Raw genomic sequence first — 22,573 nt, 5'->3', positions numbered from 1 at the left:
GAGGTGGAATAATGAATCCTGAAATGATGAAAAAACTTAAAAAAATGCAAGCTGAATTAATGGAAAAACAAGAAGCTTTTGCTCAAAAAGAATTTATTGTTGAAAAGCAAGGTCTAACTATTACAGCATTAGGTAGCAAAAAAATTAAATCAATTGATATTGATGAAGTATTAATTGATCCAGATGATAAGGAACTTTTACAAGACGTTTTAGTTATAGCACTTAATGAACTTTATGAAAAAATAGATAAAGAACAAGAAGAAATGATGCCACAAATGCCTGGTGGTTTAGGTTTTTAATGGCTTTATTAGATGAATTAGAAGAATTTCAAAAAATTCTTACTAACTTAACCAAAATAAGCAAAAAGCAATCAGAAAAAATTTCAGAAGAAATTTTAACTGTTAGCGATAAAGATTTTGCTTTTTTTATTAACTCTTTGCAAAATATTAAATCTAAATATTCATTTTGTGAATTGTGTCATGGCTTAAAAAAGGAAAAGCAATGTTCAATTTGTTTTGATGTTTCAAGAGATAATGTGTTATTGGTTTTAGAAAACTTTAATAATATTATTAAATTTGAAAAATTAAATTTTTATCATGGAAAATATTATGTTTTGCCTTATTTAATTAATTCTAAAAATTTAAATTTATCTATCAATGAAAAAATGTATAAAGAGTTATTAAATTATGCAAAAAATTTTGAAGAAGTTATTTTAGCTTTAAGTCCAACTTTAGAAGGTGAAATGTCTACGATTAGACTTATGAATCTTTTAAAAGAACATAATGTTAAAGTTTCAAGATTAGCAATTGGTCTTCCTATCGGTTCTAATATTGATTATTTAGATGGGTTAACTCTAGAACAAGCAATAAAAAACAGACAAGAAAAATAAAAAAAAGAAAGCAGGAATAAATATGTTTATCACATTTGAGGGATTAGATGGATCAGGAAAAACAACTTTAATTTCTAAATTAATTGAAAAATTATTAGAGTTAAAACCTAATTTAAGTTATATACAAACTAGAGAACCCGGTGGTAAAGATATTCCTGAAGCTGAAAAAATAAGAGAACTTATTTTAAACAAAGAAACAAATATTTCTGCTGTAGCTGAAGCTTTATTGTATACAACAAGTAGAAGAATTCATTTAGAACGAGTTATATGACCTGCTTTAAAAAATAATAAATTAGTTATTTGTGATCGTTATATCGATTCTTTTTATGCATATCAAGGTTTCGCTAGAAATCTAGGTTTTAAATTTGTTAAAAAAATGACAGAATTAGTTATTGATAAAACTTTTCCTGATTTAACTTTTTATTTGAATGTTACTCCAGAACAAGGTAAAAAAAGAAGACTTGAAGGCAGATTAATTCAAGATAGATTAGACCAGGAAAAAGAAGAATTTCATAATAAAGTTTATGAAGCTTATCAAAAACTTATTTCTAAAAATAAAAAACGTTTTATTGTTATAAATGCATATCAAAGTGTTGATAAAGTTTTGGAAGAAATTATTGAAAAATTATTTAAAAATCCTCTATTCAAAAAATGATGAAAGGAAAATTAAATAATGGTTTCTGAAAACGTAAAAAAAATTATTGAAAATTCCTTATTGGTAAATAAAATATCTCATTGTTATTTAATAAAAAGTTCATCAAGAGTAGATCTTGATGATACTTTAATTTACATAATTAATAAGTTAAATAATTCAAAATCAAAAAGTATTGAAGAATTAAAAGAAAAATTTTTTAATGTAAAAATTTTAACTAGTGATGACGAGAGTTTACATAAAGAAAACATAAAAGATGTATTTGAAGAAAATAATTACACAACTATAAACAAAGATAAGAAAAAAATTTTAGTATTAAAAGACATAGAATTAATTCATTTTGCTGCTTTAAATTCTATTTTAAAAACCATAGAAGAACCCACAAATGATACTTATTTTATTTTGACTACAAAAAATGAAAAAAAAATTTTAAAGACTATTTTATCTCGATCAGTTGTTATAAATGTTTTTAAAAATGATTTAAATATGTTGGTTAATGAGTTAAAACAAGTTGGTTTTAATATTTTTTATGCTCATTTATTTGCTTTAATTTATCAAGATGTTGAAAATGTTAAAAAATTAGTACCTAATAATTATTTTGATTTAGTAGTTGAATTATTAAAAAGATTAAATCAAAGTTTTACTAAAAAACAAAAACTTTATATATTTTTAACAAAATATAATGATAAAAATACAAGCAAAGAGTTTTTATTTTTACTTAATTTATTAAGTTGATTAATTTATCTTAATTTTAAAAAACTACCAGAAATTTTTTCAAAAAAATCAGAATTTATAGAATTAATAGATAACCTAAATTTATATAAGTTAAATTTCGATAAATTTATTCAATCTTTTGGAGAACTAAATGAAAGATTAAATGCTAATGGATTATTTAGTTTGCAAACAGAAAAAGTTTTAATAAATTTAATGGAGTGTTATCATGAGTAAATTATTTATTGTAGGAACTCCTATTGGAAATTTAAAAGATATTACTTTAAGAGCTCTTGAAACTTTAGAATTGGTTGATTTTATAGCTTGTGAAGATACTAGAGTAACATCAAAATTGTTACAACATTATAATATAAAGAAAAGTTTATTAATTTACAACAAATTTAATGAAAAAGAATCTACTAAAGGAATTATTAATCTTTTAGATCAGAATAAAAATATTGCTTTAGTTTCTGATGCCGGAATGCCATTATTGTCTGATCCCGGTTTCATTTTATTAAAAGAAGTTAAATTGACCGATCATGAAATTATTATTATTCCTGGAGTTAATGCTGCGATTACAGCATTTGCTTTAGCAAATTTTTCTAATACCTTTACTTTTAATGGTTTCCCTAAAGAAACCAGTGTTCAAAGACAAAAAGAATTACAAAAATTAAATGATGAATATGCTCATATTTTTTATGTAGCACCACATAAATTAATAAATTTTCTAAATGATATACATTTAATTTTTCAAGATAAAGCAGATATATTTTTAGTTAAAGAATTAACAAAAATTTATGAAATGAGTTTTATAGGAACTCCATTAGAAATTTTGAAACAATTAAATGAAAATAATTTAAAAGGTGAATTTACATTAGTTTTAAAAATTAAAAAAGAAGAACATAAAAAAATTAATAAATATGCAAAATTTAGCAAAATAGATTAAATATTATTGGAGGTTAAAATGAAAAATAATGTTATTTTACAAGGTGAAACAACAGAGGTAATGAAAAAAATCCCAGAGAAAACTTTTGATTTTTGTTTTGCTGATCCACCATATTTTATGCAATTAGAAAAAAATAAAAAATTATATCGAGTAGAAGGAACTGAATTTAAAGGTTGTAATGATTATTGAGATAATTTTTTTTCTATGGATGAATACAAAAAATTTACTAAAAGCTGATTATCGGAAGTAAAAAGATTATTAAAGGATAATGGAACTCTTTGTGTTATTTCTGGAATGCAATCAATATATGAAATTGGTTCAATTTTAAGAGAACTTGGTTTTTGAATAATAAATGATATTATCTGAAAAAAAACAAATCCAACCCCAAATTTTGCAGGAACAAGATTAAATAACAGCCATGAAACTTTAATTTGGGCAGCAAAATCTAAAAAATCAAAATTCGTATTTAATTACAAAACAGGTAAATTTTTAAATAATAATAAACAAATGGGATCAATTTGAGAATTTCCTGTTTGTTCTGGCAATGAAAGATTAAAAGATGATGAAGGAAATAAATTACACAATACCCAAAAACCGGAAGCATTACTTTATAGAATTGTCACTTTATTTACTAAACCAGGAGATTTAATATTGGATCCATTTGGTGGAACAATGACTACAGGAGTAGTGGCAAAAAAATATGGAAGAAATTACGTACTCATAGAACAAGATTTAAAGTATATACAATATGGTCAAAAAAGATTAGATAAAATAATACCTAAAATAGGCAAAATAGAAAGTTCAGAATTAGATATTAAACCTGAAAAAGTAAAAATGCAAGATATGATAGGAAAAAATTATTTTAAAATTGGAGAAATTTTTTATCATAAAAATGGAGAACAAGCAATATTAATTGATAAAACAGGAAAATTAAAATATGGAGAAGAAATACATTCTATGCATGAAATAGCAGGATATATGATGGGTAAAAATATTAGGGTAAATGGTTTTGATTATTTTTATGTAAAAAGAAATAATCAAGAGTTGATTTCTATTTCAGAAATTAGAAATCAATATAGAAAGGATAAAAAAAATAATAATTATGAACAATAATATTGAAAATATTATTTTTACTTCAGTTAAAAAAATTTTAAAAAATTTAAGTTCACAAGAAAAAATTGAAAAATTTAAAAATATTCATAGTAAAAAAATTCATTTTATTCCTGAAAAATATAGAATATTTAATGGTTTGCTGCAATCTTTAAATATTCAATTTGGTAATTTTATTGAAGAATTAATGTTTACCTTAATTAGTAAAAATTCAAAATATAAAATTGTTGATAGTATATCTCAAAATAAAAATAATAAATTTCAAATTTCAAAATATAACAATAATTTAATAGATCAATATATTATTAAATGTCAAGAAAATGAAATAGAAAATTTAGATATTGACTTTGATAGCTTATTAAAAGAAATTTTCAAACATAAAGATGAAGAACCTATTTATGAAATTAAGCATGATGTTGATTTGTTATTTAAAGATGAAGAAAATAATAAATTTTATTATTTAGAAATTAAATATAATGATGATCATGATTCTGGAAAATATGTAGATATTAATAGAAAATTTATTAAAACATATGCTTATTTATTGAATAAATTAAAAATTAATAAATATGACAGCTTAATTCCGATTATTTTCTATTTTACAAATAAAAAGTTAAAAGGTAATATTTATGTACCGGAAAAGACAAACATTAAAAGAGGAAAACATTTTTTCAATGAATTTTTAAATATTGAATATAAAGATATAGAAACATATATGACAACATTAAGCGAAAACGAAAATATTATTAAGCTATTTGATAATTTATATAATCACATTGTTAAAGATATTAAAATTTTGGATGAAGAAAATAATATAAAATAATATTTTTATAACACTTTTGTTCTAACTTTGTTATTTTATTATTTAACATTTAAGTATAATAATTAAATGTTAAATATAGTACTTTTTCAACCAGAAATACCCCCTAATACAGGTAATATTATTAGAACGTGTGTAGCTTTAAATGCAAAATTGCATATTATTAAACCAATAAGTTTTGATTTAGATCCGGTGCATATGGCTCGTTCAGGTGCTGGAAGACTTCTAAGTGATATTCAGCATGAAGTTCATGAAAGTTATGAAGAATTTTATAAAAAATATTCTAGTATAGATGTTTTTTATATTACTAGATATGGTAACAAAACATATTCAGATATTGATTATGTTTTAGAGTCTAAAAAAAATCCTAATAGTGATGTTTGGTTAATGTTTGGTAGAGAATCTACAGGAATTGATAAAAATATTTTATTTAAACATTTAGAACATTGTTTAAGGATTCCAATGTTTGAAACTATGAGATCAATAAATCTTGCTAATTGTGTAGCTATTTTAGGTTATGAAGTAGCAAGACAATTTGATTTTAAAAATTTAAGTAAATTTGAAGTTCAAAAAGGAAGGGATTACTTAGTTTCGAAAAAATGAACTAATGAATAAAATGCAATTTGAAGTTATAAAAAGTTTATCTAATCCTCAAATTAAATTTTTAAGAAAACTTTTAAAAGGAGATTCTAAAAGTAATTTTTTTATTTTAGAAGGTTATCATTTAGTCGAAGAAGCATTAAAAATAAATTTAATTAAAAAAATATATGAACTAGAAAATAATAATTTCTATAAAAAAATACCAAATGATATTGAATATAATCAAGTAACTTATGAAGTTTTAAAATCAATTTCATCTACTCAAAATCCTCAAGGAATTATAGGTTTATGTGAATTACAAAATAATAAAGATATTTATAAATCTAAAAAAATAATTTTTTTAGATAATGTTCAAGATCCAGGTAATGTTGGAACTATTATTCGTTTAGCAGCAGCATTTAATTTTGATACTGTTATAGGTAATGTTGCCTTTAATAATAATAAATTAATTAGATCAACACAAGGGGCTATTTTAAAAATAAATTATTTTCAAATTAAAAATATTGATAATTTAAAATTTATTCAAGATTTTAAACATAAAAACTATTCAATAATTTCCACTAGTTTAGAAAAAGATTCATATTCATTCAATGATTTTAAATTTAATAAAAATGAAAAACAAGTGTTAATTTTTGGCAACGAGGGAAAAGGTATACAAAAGGAAATTTTAAAATTATCAAGTTCTAAAATTTATATACCAATAAATTTTGAAAGTATTAATGTTGCTTGTGCAGCAGCTATTATTTTAAATAAAATAGAAAATAATTAAGGAGTAAATATGAATGATTCAGATTTTGAAGAGTTAAAAAATAAAATTGCATTAAAAAATTTTTCTAATTTTATTAATGGTTATACTCCCATTGAAGTAGATGGTTTTTTAACAGAATTACAAAATGACATAGAAAATTTGAAATTATCAAAAGATCTTTTACAAAAACAATTAGATGAAACAAGAACTCAAATAACCGTATGCAAAACTAAAATTAATAATTTAACTAAAGAAAATAAAAGGCTAAAACAAGCTCAGGAAGCAAATAAGAGTCAAAAGGATAAAACTAATGAATTCTAAAAATGAATTAGATTCAACTATAAGCAAAATAAATTGATATCCTGGCCATATGGCTAAAGGAATGAGAGAACTAAAAGAAAATTCTTCTTTAGTTGATTTAATTGTAGTTATTTTGGATGCCCGTTGTCCTATTAGTAGTTATAATCCTGATTTTGATAATATAGCTCCTAATAAACCTAGATTATTCATTATAACTAAAAGTGATTTAATGGATAAATCTAAAAAAGATTTAGTTACTCAACAATACAAAGATAAACATTTATTATGGTTAGATTTAAGAAAGCAAAATTCTAAAATAATAATTGAAAAAGAAATAAATAAAATTACTTATCAAAAACAGCAAAAAGATTTATCTAAAGGTTTAATTAAACCTAGAATTAAAATTTTTGTTGTAGGTATTCCTAATGTTGGCAAATCAACATTAATTAATCTTTTAGCTAATAAAAAAACTTTAAAAGTTGCAAATTATCCAGGAGTAACAAAAATCAAAAATTGAGTTGCTATTGATAATTTATTTTTAATGGATACACCAGGAATATTATTACCTAAAATAGAAGATAATGAAACTGGAATAAAATTACTTGCTATAAATTCTATAAGTAATGAAATTTTTTCTAAAATGTTTTTAGCTACTCAATTTTTAATTTTAGTTTATAAATACTATCCCGAAATTATAAAAAGAGATTTTAGTTATTTTGAAATTGTTAATGATGAATTAAGTGCAAAAAAACTTTTAGAATTTATAGCTCTTAAAATGATGTTTTTAAATACTAATAAACAAATTGACTATAATCGTGTATGTGTTTATATAATTAGTTGAGTTAAAGAATTAAAAAATATAACTTTTGATTAGTGAGGTAAAAATGGAAGAAAAAAATAGTGAAGAATTAAAAAATGAAGTAGTAGAAGAAAAAGGTGCTCAAAATAATGAACAAGTTTTTATAGAATCTTCTAATTCAGAAGAATTAATGGATTCAAATCAAAAAGATGATCAGGTCAATGAAAAAGAGGCATTTGAATTGGAAATGCTTCAACAAAAAGAAAAATTAAGCAAATTAAATAAATATGAACGTTGATACAACTATATTAACTTAAATAGAGAAATGAATGCTCGTAAAGCAAGTTCAAATATTAATATGGGAATTATGACTATAATTTTTCTTCTTGTTGTTTTTGGTATGGTTTTATATCAATTATTTAAAAATTCCAAAGCCATTAATGTTCAGAAATCAAAAATTAATATCGTACTATTTTTAGTATTTATAAATATAACTGCTTTTATTTTTATTTATTTAGTTGTTGTTAATGTTTTATTGCATATAATTGTAAAAAAAATAAATCAAAAAGATCCCCAATCTAAAAACAATGAAATTTTAGATGAATTTGATACAGAAATAATGAATTATGTAAGAAAATATGTTAAATTAGGTTTTAAACGTAATGTTCATTTTCCAATATTTGAAAATTAAAAAATTTGAAAATTAAAAAAGCAAGGTTGTACTTGCTTTTTTAATAAATTTTTACCGCGCACAGCTTAATTTAATTATTAAACTGAAAGGAGGGTTATACTCTTAAGCAACTATCCCTATGGGACTAGTAACCATTCATATGAATGCATTAACATTATTCTAACATATAAAAGAAATATTTTATTAATTATTTTTTATTTTTGTATATGAGTTGTTGATAAGCACAAGAAGCAATCATTGCTCCATTATCAGTAGCATATTTTAAGTTAGGAACTTTTGCTAAAGGGGAAATTTTTAAAAATTTTTTTCTTAATTCTTTATTAGCGGAAACTCCACCACAAAGAATTAAAGATTTGGGTTTGAAAGTATTAAATGCTAATTTAGTTTTTTCTATTAAGTAATTAATAGCGCATTCTTGAAAACTAATAGCTATTAATTCTTTATCAACATATTGATTTTTTTGTTCTAAATTATGAGCATAATTTATAACTTGTGATTTTAAACCACTAAAACTAAAATCATAAATATTTTCTGTGTGTGGGGTGGTAAATTTTATTATTTTAGTTTTTAACATTTGATATTTTGCTTCATATAAATTATCAATTATAGGTCCTCCAGGGAATCCAAGATCTAATCTAGTGCTTACCTTATCAAAAGCTTCACCAACAGCATCATCTAATGTTTGCCCTAAAATTTTAATATCAAAAGGATTGTTTATTAGCATTAATTGACTATGTCCACCTGATACTAGTAAAGTTAATGAAGGATATTCTATTTTATCTTCTATAGCAGCAGAAAAAAAATGTCCTTCTAAATGATTGATAGGAATTAATGGTTTATTTAAAGTTAATGATAAAGCGGAAGCAAAAAGAAAACCAATTTGTAAAGTACCAATTAGACCCGGTTCTTTTGTATATGCTATGTAATCTAATGTTGTTAAATCTCATTTATCTAAAAACATTTTTTCAATTAAAGCAATATTTTTAACATGTTCTCTTGAAGAAAGCTCAGGAATGGTTCCGCCAAATGTCTTAAATATATCTATTTGAGAAATAGTTATCATATCCAAAATCTTATTATCTTCAAATAAAGCAATAGATGTATCATCGTGGCTAGTTTCAATACCTAAAATTTTCATTATTTTTTTCCTCCTATTTGAGGTAATTTGATGTATATAGGTTCAATATCTAAAATATTATTTCATTTTTTAAATAAAGGAATGTATTTTATAAAGTTACTATTTAAATCTTCAAAATTGATTTTGTCTTCTTTTTCTCCTAATTCAACTATTATTTCTTTAGGATTAAAAGTTTGATTTTTATTTTTATATAAATAGATTTTTTTACCTGCTGCTTCAAGTTTAAAGTTCTCTTTATTTGGATATTGTTTTTTTAAAATTTCAAATGTAGAAATTGTGTGAACTTTAGCTTTTGTTATCAAAGCAATTGTTCTTATAAAAACTAAACCAATTCTTACCCCTGTAAAAAAACCTGGACCTATATTTAAATAAAAATCAGTTATTTCCTTTAATTCAAAATTATTTAATTGCATTGCTTCATTTATGTAATTTGGAATTAAATCTACTTTTTTAGCATAGTTAGGTAAATGCTTAATATAAATAGGTTTATCTTCTTTAAGAATTTGTAAATAAAAATCTTCATTTGCAGTGTCTAAATATAACTTCATTTTTTCCTTAAAATCTTATTTTTTTAGAATATTTTTTATAAGTAATATCTTACTATTTTTAGAAAATATTATTTTACTTATACTTATTTTTATTAATAAAAATAGATTTTTTGTTGTAAAAATTATCAATCATTTTTAAATAATAAAATTAATTATAAAATTAATAAGTTATAAGTATTTAATTCAAATTTCAAATAAGGAGCAAAAATGAAATTAAATAAAAAGAAAATGATATTAGGTATATCTTTAACTGCTTTAGCTGTTTCTCCTACTATGTTTATTTCTTCAAAATGTGATGATAATAAACAAAAAAATCCTCAAGTACCAAATGTTCCGAATACACCTAACAAACCAAATCAACCTTTACAAGGCCCAATTGATCCCAAAAGTAATTTTAGTGAAGAACTTAAAAAAGTTACTTTAAAAGTTGATAATGTTGCTGAAACTTTTGCTAATAATTTAACTAAAGATGATGTAACACCAGAAGGTTTTGATGAAAACAAATTTAAATGTGTAGTTACTAAATTAGAAGTTTTATCAGATAAAATGTCTGTAAAAGTATTTTATAAGTTAATTGAAATTGCAACAAATAAAGAAAGTACTGAAACTTGAAAAACTTTAACTGGTTTTAAACAAGTTACTCAAAATCCAACTAATTTAGATGAAGTATTAAAAGGTATTAAAGCAGATGTAGGTGATAAATCTGAAAAATATGCTGAATCATTTAATGGTGTTAAAGCAGATGAATTTGTTTTTAAACTAAATGGACAAGATTTAGATTATGAAAAATATGAAATTGTTGATTTTAAATCTGAATTACGTTCTGATAATGTTTCTTTAAAAGTTACTTATGCTGTTAAAGACATTGCTTCTGGAAATAAAAGTAAAGCAAAAACAGAAGTAGTAACAGGGTTTAAAAAGAAGGTTACTGCTACTTCTGAAGATATAAATAAAGAACTTCAAAAAACAAAAGTAGATGTTGAAGATAAAGAAAATAAAAAAGCTAGTGGTATTACTCCTGATCTTTTAGAATTCTCTGGTTTTAATGAAACCGTTTATTCTATTGATGAAGAAAATGTAGAAATAAAAGTAAATGCAGATGGAACAAGTATTGATGTAACTTTTCAATTAATAGCAAATGAAGATGAAAATATTAAAAGTAATAAAAAAACAGTTACTATTTCTGGTTTTAAAAAATCAACAGGTAATGAAGAACAAGAATTTAAAGATAAATTAACACAAATTGTTGCTGATTTAGCTGATAAAGAAAGCACTAAAGTAGATGATGTTACTGATGAGTTTATTAAAGGTAACCTTGACTTAACAATGAAAGATGGTAAAGATTTAGAAGATTATAATTTAACATATGAATACGTTTCATTTAAGAAAAAAGACAATAAAACAATAATTATTACTTTAAAAATTCAAGATTCTGTAGAAGGACTTGAAGGTACAATAGATTGTGAAGTTTCTGGATTCCAAGATTAAAAAAATAATAATTTAACCATATAGATTTTCTATATGGTTTTTTATATGTAAATTTTTACATTATTAAAATGTATATAAATCAAAAATATATAATATTTTAGTTTTATATAAAAAAATAAATTTAATTCAAAAAGGAAAAAATGAAAAAATCTAAATTAATATTTCCTATTATGGGAACCATAATTACTGTAGCAACTGTTATACCATCAACAATTTCTTGTGGAACAGTTTCTGAAAATCAAATAAATGATTCAATTAAAGCATTTTTATCAAAATCAAATAATCAATATAAACCTTCAGAAGTAAAAGTTACTGATATTCATCTTAAAAGTTCATATGATGGAGCAACTTTAAAAGTAACAAAAATTACGCCAAATGATGCTTATGGTACTTTGGACGTAGAAATTGAAGCACAATACAAAGGTAAAAAATATACAATTAAAAAAACATTATCAGGGTTTAAAACCAATGGTTCAGTAACACCTACTCCTCAACCACAACCTAATCCAAATCCCGGAACTAACCCAAATAAAGATGATAAAGCTATTGAAGCATTTTTGCAAAAATTAACCTTAAATGTTTCAAAAGATTCATACTATGATATTGTAACTACTGGTAAAACAACAATCAAAAAAGAAAAAATTGAAAATAAAAAATTTGTTAGATTATTAGATAAAACCAATCTTACAAATATCAATGATGAAGCATTAACTTCAAATAATGTAAAGGATTATAATGTACAAATTTTAGAACCTGAATTTGATGATGCTAACCATTCAATTACAATAAAGGTTAAATATACAAGCAAAGTTTCTAATAAAGAAGTGGTGAAAGAATATAAAGAAACTTTAAGAAAAAGTTTTAAAGACGAGGCTAAAACCTTTTTCGATGCTTTAAATGTTAATGTACCAACTAATAAAGATTGTTGAGAAATTGTAGATTCTAATATAACTGTAAACAAAGATGCTTCTTTACCAAATTCTAATTTTCAATATTCAGGATTATTTATAGGTTATACAAAGAATCAATCTAAAAAAACTGAATATGATAAAAGTTTAGCACAAGCTAAAGAAGGGAAAATGCCTGTAGTATTTAAATTTAAAGATAAAACATTTAAGGATTCTACAAACGCTGGTGTAACTGCTTATTATACTTATACATTTGAAAATTTACAAAAACATACAGAAACTACTCCTACTCCAGGTAATTCATTAGAAGATTTAGCTAAAAATGGTACTCTTTTTAAAGTAAATAAATCAGATTCTAACTATAAAACAGAAATAGAAAAAATTAAATCACAATTAACATCTGGCAAATGAGGTTACATTATTATTGCTGGTAAAAATGATATCAAATATGGTAATAATAAATCAGCTGCACAAAAAGCGACTGTTTCTTCATGACTTACAATAAATGAAAATGCCCCTAGTGGATATACTCAAATAAAAGCTTCTGTAAAAAAAGGAAGTCAAACTACACCTTATTTTTCATTAGAAAATGGAAAAGTAGTAATTAAATATAAATTATCAAAAGATGCTACTGAAATTTACACTGCTCAATTAGAAGATTAAAAACAAAAAGGCTATTTTTAGCCTTTTTTTTATTAAAAAAATAACTTTTTGCTATAATGATATTACCACTTAATATTTTAATAAGGAGTTTATTATGTTACAAGATGTTAATAAAGATTTTGTTTTTGAAAATATAGAAAAAAAAGAAGGTGTTTACTTACTTGTTTTTCATGCTTTATGATGTCCTCCATGTAGAATGTTTAAAGAATCTTTAACTCAATTAAATGAAAAAGATGGAATTGAAGTTTTTAGAGTAAATATTGATCAAGAAAAAGATTTGGCGGCTGAATTTAGAGTCCAATCAATACCTGCTTGATTTATTTTTAAAAATGGAAAAATTGTTCAACAAAATCAAGGATATTTGCCTTATCCAGAATTAAAAAAAGTTGTATCTAAATTTCAATAACATTTATTTATACCTTGTTATAAAAAGCAAGGTATTTTTATTTATTTAATATAATAAATATTACTTATGAATAAGAATAACGATATAACAACATATTTTTTAGACCTAGATGGAACATTAATTGATAAAAGAAACAAACAATTAATTAGTTATAAAAATATTGAAGCCATTAGATTATTAAAAGAATATGCAAATGTAGTTATATCAACGGGAAGAAATTTTTCCGATCCTAAGGTACAAGAACTTATGTTACTTCTTAATGTTAAAGATGTTATTTCTTCTTCAGGTTCGGAAATTTATATTGATGGAAAATTAGTTAAATCTTATTCTATTGATAATAATATTGTTAATGAAATTATTAAATATGCAATTACTTCTAAAACAAGTTTTGTAACTTTTCATGAAAATGGTGATAGTTTTTACGGTTCAAATAATTTTTATCGTTTGTTAGGAAGAACTTTCGCTTGAAAAAAATTTTACGAAATTGAAAATTATAAAAACTATATTTCTAAAAAAAGAGTATTAAAAATAGCTCTTATTGTTTCAAAATTATTTTCTGCTAAAACAATTTTAAAAAAAATTAATTTATATTTTGGTAATGAATTAAAAGTGAATTTAGCTTCAAATAATTTTATATTAGAATTAACTAATATAAAAGCTGATAAAGGTTTAGCGGTCGTTGCTTATTGTAAATTAAAAAATTTAAGTTTAAAAAATACGATACATATAGGAGATTCTATGTCGGATTTATCTACAAAAGGATATGTAGGTAAATTAATAGCTATGAATAATTCTTCAAAAGAATTAAAAATATATGCTGACTATATAGGGCCAAAATTTTCTAAAGCTGGTATAGCACAAATTATTCATTCTTCTTTAAATATTCCTTATAAAGAAGAATGTAAATATAATAAAAAAATTAATAAACATATTTTTAATGAGTTAAAAAATAAAACATTAGATTAAAGAAATTTAAAATAACATTTACCATTTTTTGGAAAATGTTATTTTAAATTAAATTAATAACTAGGTAATAATTAATTTATAGTGTTATAAGAAAAATATGTAATAGGAGATGAAACAAAAAAATTAATTTTTATATATTTTTCTTTATTTTGTTTATTAGAATAAAAATTTTTACAAGTTTGCTCACTACTTCATCTTTCAAAAATTACAAAAATATTATCTTTTTTTCATCCACCATCAATAGATAAATTCATTTCTTCTTTTTTAGCTTCATTTATAAATTCATATATTCATTTATTAAATTCATCTTTTAATTCTGGTTTAATGTTTAAAGTTTTAGAAGTGCAATATATCATTTTTCTCCTTTTGATTATTTTTAAAATAAAATTGTATGTTCTAATTGTATTTATTTTAAACAATTTTATTAAATTACAAAATGCTAAATATTGCTATAATTATTCTATAAATATAGAAGGAATGTTATGATAAAAAAAGAGTTATTTAAAAAACAAGAAAAAGATTTGACAGTTTCTACTCATTATACAATTAGAAAATCATTAGTAGAAAAAATAATTAATGATTCAAAAGAATATAATCTTTCCGCTTCGAAAATTGTAGATACAATAATTGCTAATTATTATGAAAATATAAAAAAATAAATTAAAAATGTTTATAAAATTTTGTTTTTTGTTAAATAATATTTAATAGATTTCTTATGAAATATAAATTCACCATTAAATTAAAAATATTTTAGGAGTTTTAAAATCATGAATATAAAAACTAATAAAACTAAAATTGATAAAACAAATTTTAATTTTAAAAAAAATGATATTTCTGAAAATTTATTAAATAATTTAAAGGAAAATAAAATTATTAAAGATTTTTACTTAGATGGTGATTTTTGTTTAATTAATGGTGAATGTATAGAAGTTATGAATTCACTTATTAATAATAGTATTATTGTTGACCATATTATTACTGATATACCATATGGAACAGTTCAAGGATTATCTATAGAAGGTTGAAAAAATAAATTATCAATTCCCAAGTGAGATATAGTCATTGATAAACATAAAATGTTTGATTCCTGTTTTAAAATTTCTAAACCTAATGCAAATATATTACTTTTTTCACAAGAACCACTTACTTATCAATTAATTAGTGAAATGAACAATTATGAAAAATATAGTTTATCCAATAAAATGATTTGGGTTAAAAATAACCATGCAAATGGCTTTAATTCAAAAACCACACCATTAAATTACTATGAAGAAATATTGTTGATTAGAAAATCTTTAGATGAAAGTAATAGTCTAGAATTAAGAAAATATTTTGGTAATTTACTGGAAAAAATACCAGATACTAAAAAAGAAATAATTAATAAATTAGGTCAAGGTTTGGACCATTGTTTTAGATTTAAAAATAGAACTTTTTATATACCTACAAAAGAAAATTATAATAAACTTATTCAAGAATACAGAATAGATAAATTTAGTTTTTTTAAACATTATGATGAAATAAAAACCATGTGAAATGATGAAAATAAAACAATTTTTAATATTCCAAATAATGAAAAAATTTTCAAAAATGTATTGGAATTTAAAAAAGATGTTAACAATATACATCCTACTCAAAAACCCCAAGAATTATTGAAAACACTAATTAATGTATTTAGTAATAATGGAGATATAATTTTAGATTTTACAAGTGGTTCAGCTTCAACAGGTATAGCTGCTATTTCATTAAATAGGAAATTTATTGGCATTGAATTAGATAAAAATTTTTATAATCAATCTATTTTATGATATAAATCAATAAAGGAAAAAATTTGTTATAACTTACCTAATGATAAAACTTCTAAAAACAAAATTTTAAAATGAATAAAATAAAAAGCATAGTTTTTTACAATATGCTTTTTATTTTTCCTCTATCTTTATTAAATTTCTTTTTTCTATGATTGAAATTTTTTACAAACTCAATGAGTGGAAGAAAATCTTCACCTCCACTTACTTGTTTAAATATTTGTCTTTCTTCATCATTTATACATATATTTATTTTTATAAATATATTTTCCAATTTTTGGTTTCAATTGTTTTTAATAATTGGTTTTTTATTTAATTCTTTAAAGTTAATAGTTACTTCTCAACTGTCAAAATATTTAGGAGATAATAATCAAAAATCATATGACAATGGTAATAAATTGCAAGAATTACTTTTATTACTTTTATCTCTTTGATTTTTAAAATATTCTATTTTTTTATTTTCATAAATAGAATTATCATAATTAAATTTTATTTTATAGCAATTGATTATAAAAACAACTTCACCAGTATTTAAATTTATGCAATCTTCTTTATCAAAAATGTGAAAAACAAATAAAGAATCCAATATATTTTTATCATATGCGTCTAATAGTGATTTTGCATTTATAGAAAACCTACTATCATTTATTTCTTCAAAATTATTAGAATTACAATTTGAACAATTTTTAAATATTTTAGAAAATTTGAATCCACAAGATTTGCATTTATTTGATTGAAATGTTACTGAAGTTTTTACTTCTATTTCTTTTTTATCTTTTTTATTAATTAAATCAAATCCCATTCCACCAGAACCTGATCCCATATAATTTTCATTATACAAAGCAGCAAATAGTTCTCCAAATGCTCCAATTCCTTTAAAGGCAGATGAAACATTTTTATTTTTATACTCATATTCTAAATTTAATTGATGTTGTCATATTATAGAATGTTTATATAAGCAATTTGAAAGGTCTTCTTTTTTATCCATTTAGGGATTCTCCTATTAGTAATATGTTAGACATTATTTTTGATATTTACATTTTTATGAAAATTTATTTAGATTTTCTATGCATATTCTTTGTTTTGTAATCTTTATTCTATAATTAAATTATATTATTTATAACTTAATTTTGGGTGGAGGTATTTTAATGAAACAATTGATGATAATAGGAAATTGAAAAATGAATAAAAATTTTTCAGAAACAGCAGAATTTATAGAAGATTTTTATTATGAATACAAACAAAATAAAAAAAATTTATATGAAAATATAATTTTTGGAATTGCTCCTTCATTTATTAATATACCAGCATTGAAATTAAATAGAGTTAAAAATATGCAATATGTAGCACAAGATGTTTCTAGTTTTGAAAAATATTCTAGAACTGGTGAAGTTAGTGCCGAAATGTTAAAAGATTTAGATGTTAAATATGTAATTATAGGTCATTCTGAAAGAAGAAAATATTGTAATGAAACAAATCAAATTATAAATAAAAAAGCTAAATTAGCTATTGAGGCTGGCTTAAAACCTATTGTTTGCGTAGGTGAAAGTTTAGAAGAATTCGAAAGCAAGAAAACAAAAGAAGTTATAAAAAAACAAATTAAAGAAGTTCTTGAAAATATAGATGAATCCAAAGTAATAATTACATATGAACCCATTTGGGCAATTGGTTCTGGAGAATCCGCTACAGAAGAAATTATTTCTGAAATAATTGATTACATACATTCAATACTAAATCCAAATATTCAAATTCTTTATGGCGGTAGTGTTTGTCCTGAAAATATTCAAAAAATTTGTGAAATTCCTGGTATCAATGGTTGTTTAGTAGGAAATGCAAGCTTAGATGTTAAAAAATTTATTAAATTATTAACTTTAAATAAATAGTTATGCAAAATCAAGAAAATAAAAGAGAATATATAAAAGTTGGTTTAACTAATATAAGTTATTTTCAAAATAATAAGTTTGTTCAAGAAAAAATATTTACTAGCTTTAATCACAAAATTGATTATAAAATATTATCAGTTTTTGATTTTGTTCCAAAATTATTGTCTAATCAACATAATTTTTTAGAATGAGAAATAATAAAAGGAAATACACCAACTTTAAATAATGAAAATTTAATGAAAATAGCTAATAATTTAAAAATTTTACATTCTTCTAATTTAAAATTTCCACCTTCTAATCACGCTTCTAGAGTTAAACATTATAGAAAAATATTGATAGAAAAAAATATTCAAATTAAAGCATTGAATGACTTTTATAGATTAATAAATAAAATTCTTTCTAATATGAATAAAAATATTCCTCTTCATAATGATTTATGAACTAGAAATATGATTCAAGATGAAAAAGGAAAAATATTTTTTATAGATTGAGAATATGCTACATTAGGTGATATTCATTTTGATTTAGCATATTTTATTGAAAGCCAAGAATTAAGTAATGAGCAAATAAATATTTTTTTAAATGCTTATGGTCCAGAATTTGATGAAAAAATTTTAATATTGCATAGAATATTAGTTAATTCTTTAGTAGTAATGTGAGCTCATTCACAACAACAATTACCTTTTAAAACTGATATTTATGAGAACAAAATGTATATATTGAATGAACAATTACAAAAATTTAAATAAAAAATAAATCCCAAGGCTTTTGGGATTTATTTTGTTAAAGAGTTAGATTGAGAAACAAACATATAACCAAAAGTTTTGGAAATATCTATTATTGAAACAAAAGCATTTGGATCATATGCTTCTATTATTTTGATAATGTCCGGAGTATCAGTATAAAAACATTTAATAACAATTAATTTTCCTTCTTTGTTGGAAAAGCCACCAGTTGTATTAATAATACTCATTTGAAATCTTTTATGAGGTATTTCATATATTTCTTTTCTAATTTGTTCAATTTGGTTAGTAAAGATTTCCATTTTAACAATCTTATATTTTGGGAAAATAATATCGATTATCACACCATTAAGTAAGATCATAATTAAACTACTAATTAAATTAGGATTAAAAAATACTTTAAATTCTCAATTTTGAGGAGTATTTGGAGAAATTGAAGCAGGAATATAAGTACCAATAGTATTGGCAAATAATAAACAAGCAATGTGAAAAATTGTATAAATATATCCTAAATTTACAATCTTTTTTTGTGTATATCAAACAACTAAAATGTCAAAACCAGCGGTTGAAGAATTAAGAATTAAAAGAGCAGCAGCGAAAATACCTTGAATAATAGCTCATAAAATTCCATAAATAAATACTAAGAAATACATTTTATAGTCATCATCATTTTGCCAAAATAAAGATTGAACAATATTATTAGTGTCTTTAGCTAGATTTTCATTGATAGAATTACCAAAAAATGTTCAATTTTCACTACCTTTAGTAAAACCAAAACCAATACCTGCTATTGTTGAAAATAACATAAATATAAAGTTTAATAAAGCAAAGTTTTTATTTATTTTTTTATAAGCAAAAAAGAATAAAGGAATGTTAATTAAAAAATTAACCAATCAGAAAAAAATAATAAATATATACCTTGATAAATTTTTGTTTTTACTGAAATACCAAGTTAAAAATCCAAATAATCTTCCAAATCCATGACTAATTGCATCTACTCCAAAACCATATAGTCCAGTATTTTGAATTAAAAGCATCGCTATGAAAGAAAAAATTACTGCTATAACAATTGTTAATAACACTTGCAATCAAAGTTTTTCAACCCGATGCAAAAATGAAAATTTTAATATTGAATCTTTTATATTTACTCTATTAAAACCAGGTTTATTTTGGTCATTTTTTTTCATATCACAATTATAATTTATAGATTTATTTTATTAATAATTTTGTTTATTTATATATTAAAATGTATACTTAAAATACTTATGAAAAACACGAAAGATATTTTATTTAAGTTTGAACATTTATATGATTTTAAAAACATAGAGGAATACATAAATATTCCTTATTTATCGGTTGAAAAAAATAAAAAAAACGGTTTGTTTTTACTTGGTGAAAATAAAATATTAGAAAACAAAACCTTAAAAAAAATAGTTCATAATACTAATGCTAACTATAGTTATTTTGAATATGATAATCAGAATAATTTAGTTAATATAACAGATATGAAATTAAATAATTTTAATAATATTGCTTATTTTGATATAAATAATGTTGATTCTTTAGATAATGAAATACCTTTTTTATATCAATTAAAAATTTATGAAAAAACCTATAAAATAGACAAAAAAAGAAAAAATATTTTATGAAATTTATTTAATAAAAATGAATTTTTTATTAAAAATGAATTTATAAAAAGTTGTAATGAATATGCCCTATTTTTAAAAGATACTTTTAGAAATTTAGACACTATTTTGAAACCTTTAAATGAAAATATAAAAAATAATTTTTTAAATAAAAAATATTGAATTTTTAATGAAAATATTAAAAAATTTTTAGAAGAAATTGAAGAATATGAAAAAAAATTAATTGAATCTGAATTAGAATTTTTAAAAAAATGAGCAGAAAAAATTGAATTTCTAAATATAGAAAATAGTAAGAAATCAGAAGAAGAATTAGAATTGTTGACAAACAATATTGAATATAATTTTCTTTCTTTTATAAGGGAAAAGTCACAAAAAAATTTAAAGCATAATCTTTACATTAGAGATGAAAAAAATGTTATTTCAACAATTAAAAATAATTTGAAAGAACATAAAAAAATTATTAAGAAATATTTTAAATATGTAATAGATAATTTCTTTGATAAAACAAGAGTTTCTCTAGAAAAAGCTAATAATTTTAGAAATATTCATTCTGTTCATAAATATTTATTAAAGACAGCATATTTAAATCATAAATGCAACCAAATATTAAAAAAATATTATCATAAAATGCTTTACTTAAATATAGAAGACATTGAAGAAATGGTTCAAAATTTAGAGTTTGAACAAAAAATGTTTAGTGTTAATTTTTTAAATAAAATTGATCCAAAAACTGATGAAATTTATCTTGATTCAAAAATTAAAAAAGACATAAATAATAATTTTTATTTTCCATTAGATATTTATATTGCTAGATCAAAAGATAATTATGAAAAAATGAAATCAAAAATTTTTGAACATTTAAATAATATTAAAGAAGAGTTAAATTACAAAACTATTTCTAGACCTGAATATGATAAAGATTTTGAAAAGAAAAGAATTAAAGACAATATAGAAAAATCTAAATCTAACAAAGAATGGAATACTAATAAAATTAAAAAAGAATATATTTTTAATAAAAAAATATATAGCAATGATATTAAAAAAACTTTTAATAAATTGATAAGTTATAAAAAAATATTAGAAAATTATAAAAAAGAATTTATTAAAAAATTAAAACTTATATTAAATAAAAATAATGATGAGTTATGAAAAAAAGAAACAGAATTTTTATTAAAAAATTTAGACAATAATATTTTGTTTAATCAAAAATTTAAATTCATTTCTAATATTATTTATTCTTGTTTTTTTAATTTAGATAATTTTTATAAGATTAAAGAATATTTATCTAAATATCAATTGATTTTTAAGATTTTATTATTAAATGAAAAAACTTCTATTAAATATAAAAATTTAATTAGACCTTTTAATACATTAGAATATATAAGTAAAATAAAATTATTGTTATCTACAAAAATGATTTATTCACCTAAATTATTAATAATTACAGATTACTTACAAGAAAATAAAATTGATCCAAATGTAAAAAAAGAAATTTTAAGAGTTGTAGATGAATTATGTAAAAATAATAAAACAACACAACTTTTTTTAACAAAAGATGTTGATTTGCTTAGCATTAGCAACTTTGATGTGTTATATGTTATTTCTAATGATAAATTAATTGAATATGGTGAGACTGAAGAAATTATTAAATACCCTATCCATCCATTTTTAAAACATAAATTGCAAAATCGAGAATTATTAGCTAATGATATTTATTTTAATGAATATGAATATTTATATTCAAATATTTACTATATAAATGATAATCATTTTTTAATAGGGCCTTCTAAATGGATTAAAAAGTGAATTAAAAATTCTGAAAATAGCAATGAAAAAATTATAAATAATGTTATTGAAGAAAACGAAAATCAAAATAAAGTCACAATTGATTCATTAACTGTTACTCAAGAAAATGAAATTTTTGATGATTCAGTAAATGAAATAGAAAGTTTAATTTTAGATTATAAAACTGATTCAAAATTTATAGATGAATGTATTAGAAAATATGGGAAAAATGTTCAAGAAATGACTAATGAATTTAATTCAATTTTAAATAATGAAAAAGAAAATACTAAAATTTCTACAATTGAAAATGAAAATGCTTATTAAAGAAGGA

At 21.5% G+C, this 22,573-nt stretch carries 26 protein-coding genes; 21 read left to right on the top strand and 5 right to left on the bottom strand.

The features are described 5' to 3' along the window. Positions 1-11 precede the first annotated feature (11 nt). The 12 genes from ACJA27_RS03405 (at position 12) to ACJA27_RS03350 (ending at position 8,266) form a co-directional block, all read left to right on the top strand. Positions 12-299 (top strand): YbaB/EbfC family nucleoid-associated protein, encoded by a 288-nt coding sequence (locus ACJA27_RS03405; RefSeq protein WP_406617898.1) that lies wholly within the window; start codon positions 12-14, stop codon positions 297-299. Continuing rightward, on the top strand, positions 299-889 hold the full coding sequence (locus ACJA27_RS03400; protein WP_406617897.1) for a toprim domain-containing protein: 591 nt from the start codon (positions 299-301) through the stop codon (positions 887-889). Before ACJA27_RS03405 ends, ACJA27_RS03400 begins: the two co-directional genes overlap by 1 nt. A gap of 22 nt (positions 890-911) precedes the next feature. Then, on the top strand, positions 912-1,559 hold the full coding sequence (gene tmk, locus ACJA27_RS03395) for a dTMP kinase (protein ID WP_406617896.1): 648 nt from the start codon (positions 912-914) through the stop codon (positions 1,557-1,559). A 3-nt stretch (positions 1,560-1,562) separates the two neighbouring features. Then, on the top strand, positions 1,563-2,489 hold the full coding sequence (locus ACJA27_RS03390) for a hypothetical protein (RefSeq protein WP_406617894.1): 927 nt from the start codon (positions 1,563-1,565) through the stop codon (positions 2,487-2,489). After that, entirely contained in the window at positions 2,482-3,198 is a 717-nt protein-coding gene (gene rsmI / locus ACJA27_RS03385; protein WP_406617893.1) for a 16S rRNA (cytidine(1402)-2'-O)-methyltransferase, read from the top strand. The genes ACJA27_RS03390 and rsmI overlap by 8 nt, the downstream gene beginning before the upstream one ends. A gap of 18 nt (positions 3,199-3,216) precedes the next feature. Next, the gene (locus ACJA27_RS03380; RefSeq protein ID WP_406617892.1) at positions 3,217-4,311 is read left to right on the top strand and encodes a DNA-methyltransferase; all 1,095 of its coding nucleotides are present in this window, start codon (positions 3,217-3,219) and stop codon (positions 4,309-4,311) included. After that, positions 4,301-5,131 carry a HinfI family type II restriction enzyme gene (locus ACJA27_RS03375; protein WP_406617891.1) on the top strand — a complete coding sequence of 277 codons (831 nt, stop codon included), beginning with the start codon at positions 4,301-4,303 and terminating at the stop codon, positions 5,129-5,131. Before ACJA27_RS03380 ends, ACJA27_RS03375 begins: the two co-directional genes overlap by 11 nt. A gap of 66 nt (positions 5,132-5,197) precedes the next feature. Next, positions 5,198-5,743 carry a tRNA (cytidine(34)-2'-O)-methyltransferase gene (locus ACJA27_RS03370; protein ID WP_406617890.1) on the top strand — a complete coding sequence of 182 codons (546 nt, stop codon included), beginning with the start codon at positions 5,198-5,200 and terminating at the stop codon, positions 5,741-5,743. Continuing rightward, on the top strand, positions 5,736-6,497 hold the full coding sequence (locus ACJA27_RS03365) for a TrmH family RNA methyltransferase (protein WP_406617889.1): 762 nt from the start codon (positions 5,736-5,738) through the stop codon (positions 6,495-6,497). Before ACJA27_RS03370 ends, ACJA27_RS03365 begins: the two co-directional genes overlap by 8 nt. A gap of 9 nt (positions 6,498-6,506) precedes the next feature. Then, positions 6,507-6,797: a DivIVA domain-containing protein gene (locus ACJA27_RS03360; RefSeq protein ID WP_406617888.1), complete on the top strand. Its 291-nt coding sequence runs from the start codon at positions 6,507-6,509 to the stop codon at positions 6,795-6,797. Further along, positions 6,787-7,650, top strand: coding sequence for a ribosome biogenesis GTPase YlqF (ylqF, locus tag ACJA27_RS03355; RefSeq protein WP_406617887.1), 864 nt, complete (start codon positions 6,787-6,789; stop codon positions 7,648-7,650). The genes ACJA27_RS03360 and ylqF overlap by 11 nt, the downstream gene beginning before the upstream one ends. 10 nt (positions 7,651-7,660) lie before the next feature. Then, positions 7,661-8,266, top strand: a complete 606-nt coding sequence (locus ACJA27_RS03350) for a hypothetical protein (RefSeq protein ID WP_406617886.1) — start codon at positions 7,661-7,663, stop codon at positions 8,264-8,266. Between the two features lie 187 nt (positions 8,267-8,453). Here ACJA27_RS03350 and tsaD read toward each other — a convergent pair whose 3' ends face one another. Then, positions 8,454-9,404, bottom strand: coding sequence for a tRNA (adenosine(37)-N6)-threonylcarbamoyltransferase complex transferase subunit TsaD (gene tsaD, locus ACJA27_RS03345; RefSeq protein ID WP_406617885.1), 951 nt, complete (start codon positions 9,402-9,404; stop codon positions 8,454-8,456). Beyond that, on the bottom strand, positions 9,404-9,952 hold the full coding sequence (tsaB, locus tag ACJA27_RS03340) for a tRNA (adenosine(37)-N6)-threonylcarbamoyltransferase complex dimerization subunit type 1 TsaB (RefSeq protein ID WP_406617884.1): 549 nt from the start codon (positions 9,950-9,952) through the stop codon (positions 9,404-9,406). The genes tsaD and tsaB overlap by 1 nt, the downstream gene beginning before the upstream one ends. A 207-nt stretch (positions 9,953-10,159) precedes the next feature. Between tsaB and ACJA27_RS03335 the strand changes: the two genes are divergently transcribed. The 4 genes from ACJA27_RS03335 (at position 10,160) to ACJA27_RS03320 (ending at position 14,383) form a co-directional block, all read left to right on the top strand. Further along, positions 10,160-11,440 (top strand): hypothetical protein, encoded by a 1,281-nt coding sequence (locus ACJA27_RS03335; RefSeq protein ID WP_406617883.1) that lies wholly within the window; start codon positions 10,160-10,162, stop codon positions 11,438-11,440. A gap of 140 nt (positions 11,441-11,580) precedes the next feature. Further along, positions 11,581-13,011, top strand: a complete 1,431-nt coding sequence (locus tag ACJA27_RS03330) for a lipoprotein 17-related variable surface protein (RefSeq protein WP_406617882.1) — start codon at positions 11,581-11,583, stop codon at positions 13,009-13,011. Between the two features lie 94 nt (positions 13,012-13,105). After that, complete coding sequence (locus ACJA27_RS03325) at positions 13,106-13,417, top strand: thioredoxin family protein (RefSeq protein WP_406617881.1); 312 nt, start codon at positions 13,106-13,108, stop codon at positions 13,415-13,417. Positions 13,418-13,483: 66 nt separating this feature from the next. Then, complete coding sequence (locus ACJA27_RS03320; protein WP_406617880.1) at positions 13,484-14,383, top strand: HAD hydrolase family protein; 900 nt, start codon at positions 13,484-13,486, stop codon at positions 14,381-14,383. A gap of 71 nt (positions 14,384-14,454) precedes the next feature. Here the strand turns inward: ACJA27_RS03320 and ACJA27_RS03315 are convergent, their stop codons facing one another. Further along, complete coding sequence (locus tag ACJA27_RS03315) at positions 14,455-14,739, bottom strand: hypothetical protein (RefSeq protein ID WP_406617879.1); 285 nt, start codon at positions 14,737-14,739, stop codon at positions 14,455-14,457. Positions 14,740-14,865: 126 nt separating this feature from the next. Between ACJA27_RS03315 and ACJA27_RS03310 the strand changes: the two genes are divergently transcribed. Beyond that, positions 14,866-15,042 carry a hypothetical protein gene (locus ACJA27_RS03310; protein WP_406617878.1) on the top strand — a complete coding sequence of 59 codons (177 nt, stop codon included), beginning with the start codon at positions 14,866-14,868 and terminating at the stop codon, positions 15,040-15,042. 108 nt (positions 15,043-15,150) lie between these two features. After that, a complete protein-coding gene (locus ACJA27_RS03305) occupies positions 15,151-16,272 on the top strand; it encodes a DNA-methyltransferase (protein ID WP_406617877.1) in 1,122 nt (373 codons plus the stop codon). 13 nt (positions 16,273-16,285) lie between these two features. Here ACJA27_RS03305 and ACJA27_RS03300 read toward each other — a convergent pair whose 3' ends face one another. Then, positions 16,286-17,173, bottom strand: coding sequence for a hypothetical protein (locus ACJA27_RS03300; RefSeq protein WP_406617876.1), 888 nt, complete (start codon positions 17,171-17,173; stop codon positions 16,286-16,288). 160 nt (positions 17,174-17,333) lie between these two features. Here ACJA27_RS03300 and tpiA point away from each other — a divergent pair, with 160 nt between their 5' ends. Both tpiA and ACJA27_RS03290 read left to right on the top strand, forming a co-directional pair. Further along, positions 17,334-18,068 (top strand): triose-phosphate isomerase, encoded by a 735-nt coding sequence (tpiA, locus tag ACJA27_RS03295; protein WP_406617875.1) that lies wholly within the window; start codon positions 17,334-17,336, stop codon positions 18,066-18,068. 2 nt (positions 18,069-18,070) lie between these two features. Further along, positions 18,071-18,817 carry a phosphotransferase family protein gene (locus ACJA27_RS03290; RefSeq protein WP_406617874.1) on the top strand — a complete coding sequence of 249 codons (747 nt, stop codon included), beginning with the start codon at positions 18,071-18,073 and terminating at the stop codon, positions 18,815-18,817. A 26-nt stretch (positions 18,818-18,843) separates the two neighbouring features. Here the strand turns inward: ACJA27_RS03290 and ACJA27_RS03285 are convergent, their stop codons facing one another. Continuing rightward, the gene (locus ACJA27_RS03285; RefSeq protein WP_406617873.1) at positions 18,844-19,998 is read right to left on the bottom strand and encodes a DUF2179 domain-containing protein; all 1,155 of its coding nucleotides are present in this window, start codon (positions 19,996-19,998) and stop codon (positions 18,844-18,846) included. A 78-nt stretch (positions 19,999-20,076) separates the two neighbouring features. On the opposite strand from ACJA27_RS03285, the gene ACJA27_RS03280 reads away from it, so the two are divergent. Next, the gene (locus tag ACJA27_RS03280; RefSeq protein WP_406617872.1) at positions 20,077-22,566 is read left to right on the top strand and encodes an MAG1360 family OppF-related protein; all 2,490 of its coding nucleotides are present in this window, start codon (positions 20,077-20,079) and stop codon (positions 22,564-22,566) included. The last annotated feature ends 7 nt before the right edge of the window (positions 22,567-22,573 follow it).

It is taken from the genome of Mycoplasmopsis lipophila (assembly GCF_045276895.1).
Lineage (GTDB): Bacteria > Bacillota_I > Bacilli_A > Mycoplasmatales > Metamycoplasmataceae > Mycoplasmopsis > Mycoplasmopsis lipophila.
This window is presented reverse-complemented; position numbering and strand designations above follow the sequence as displayed.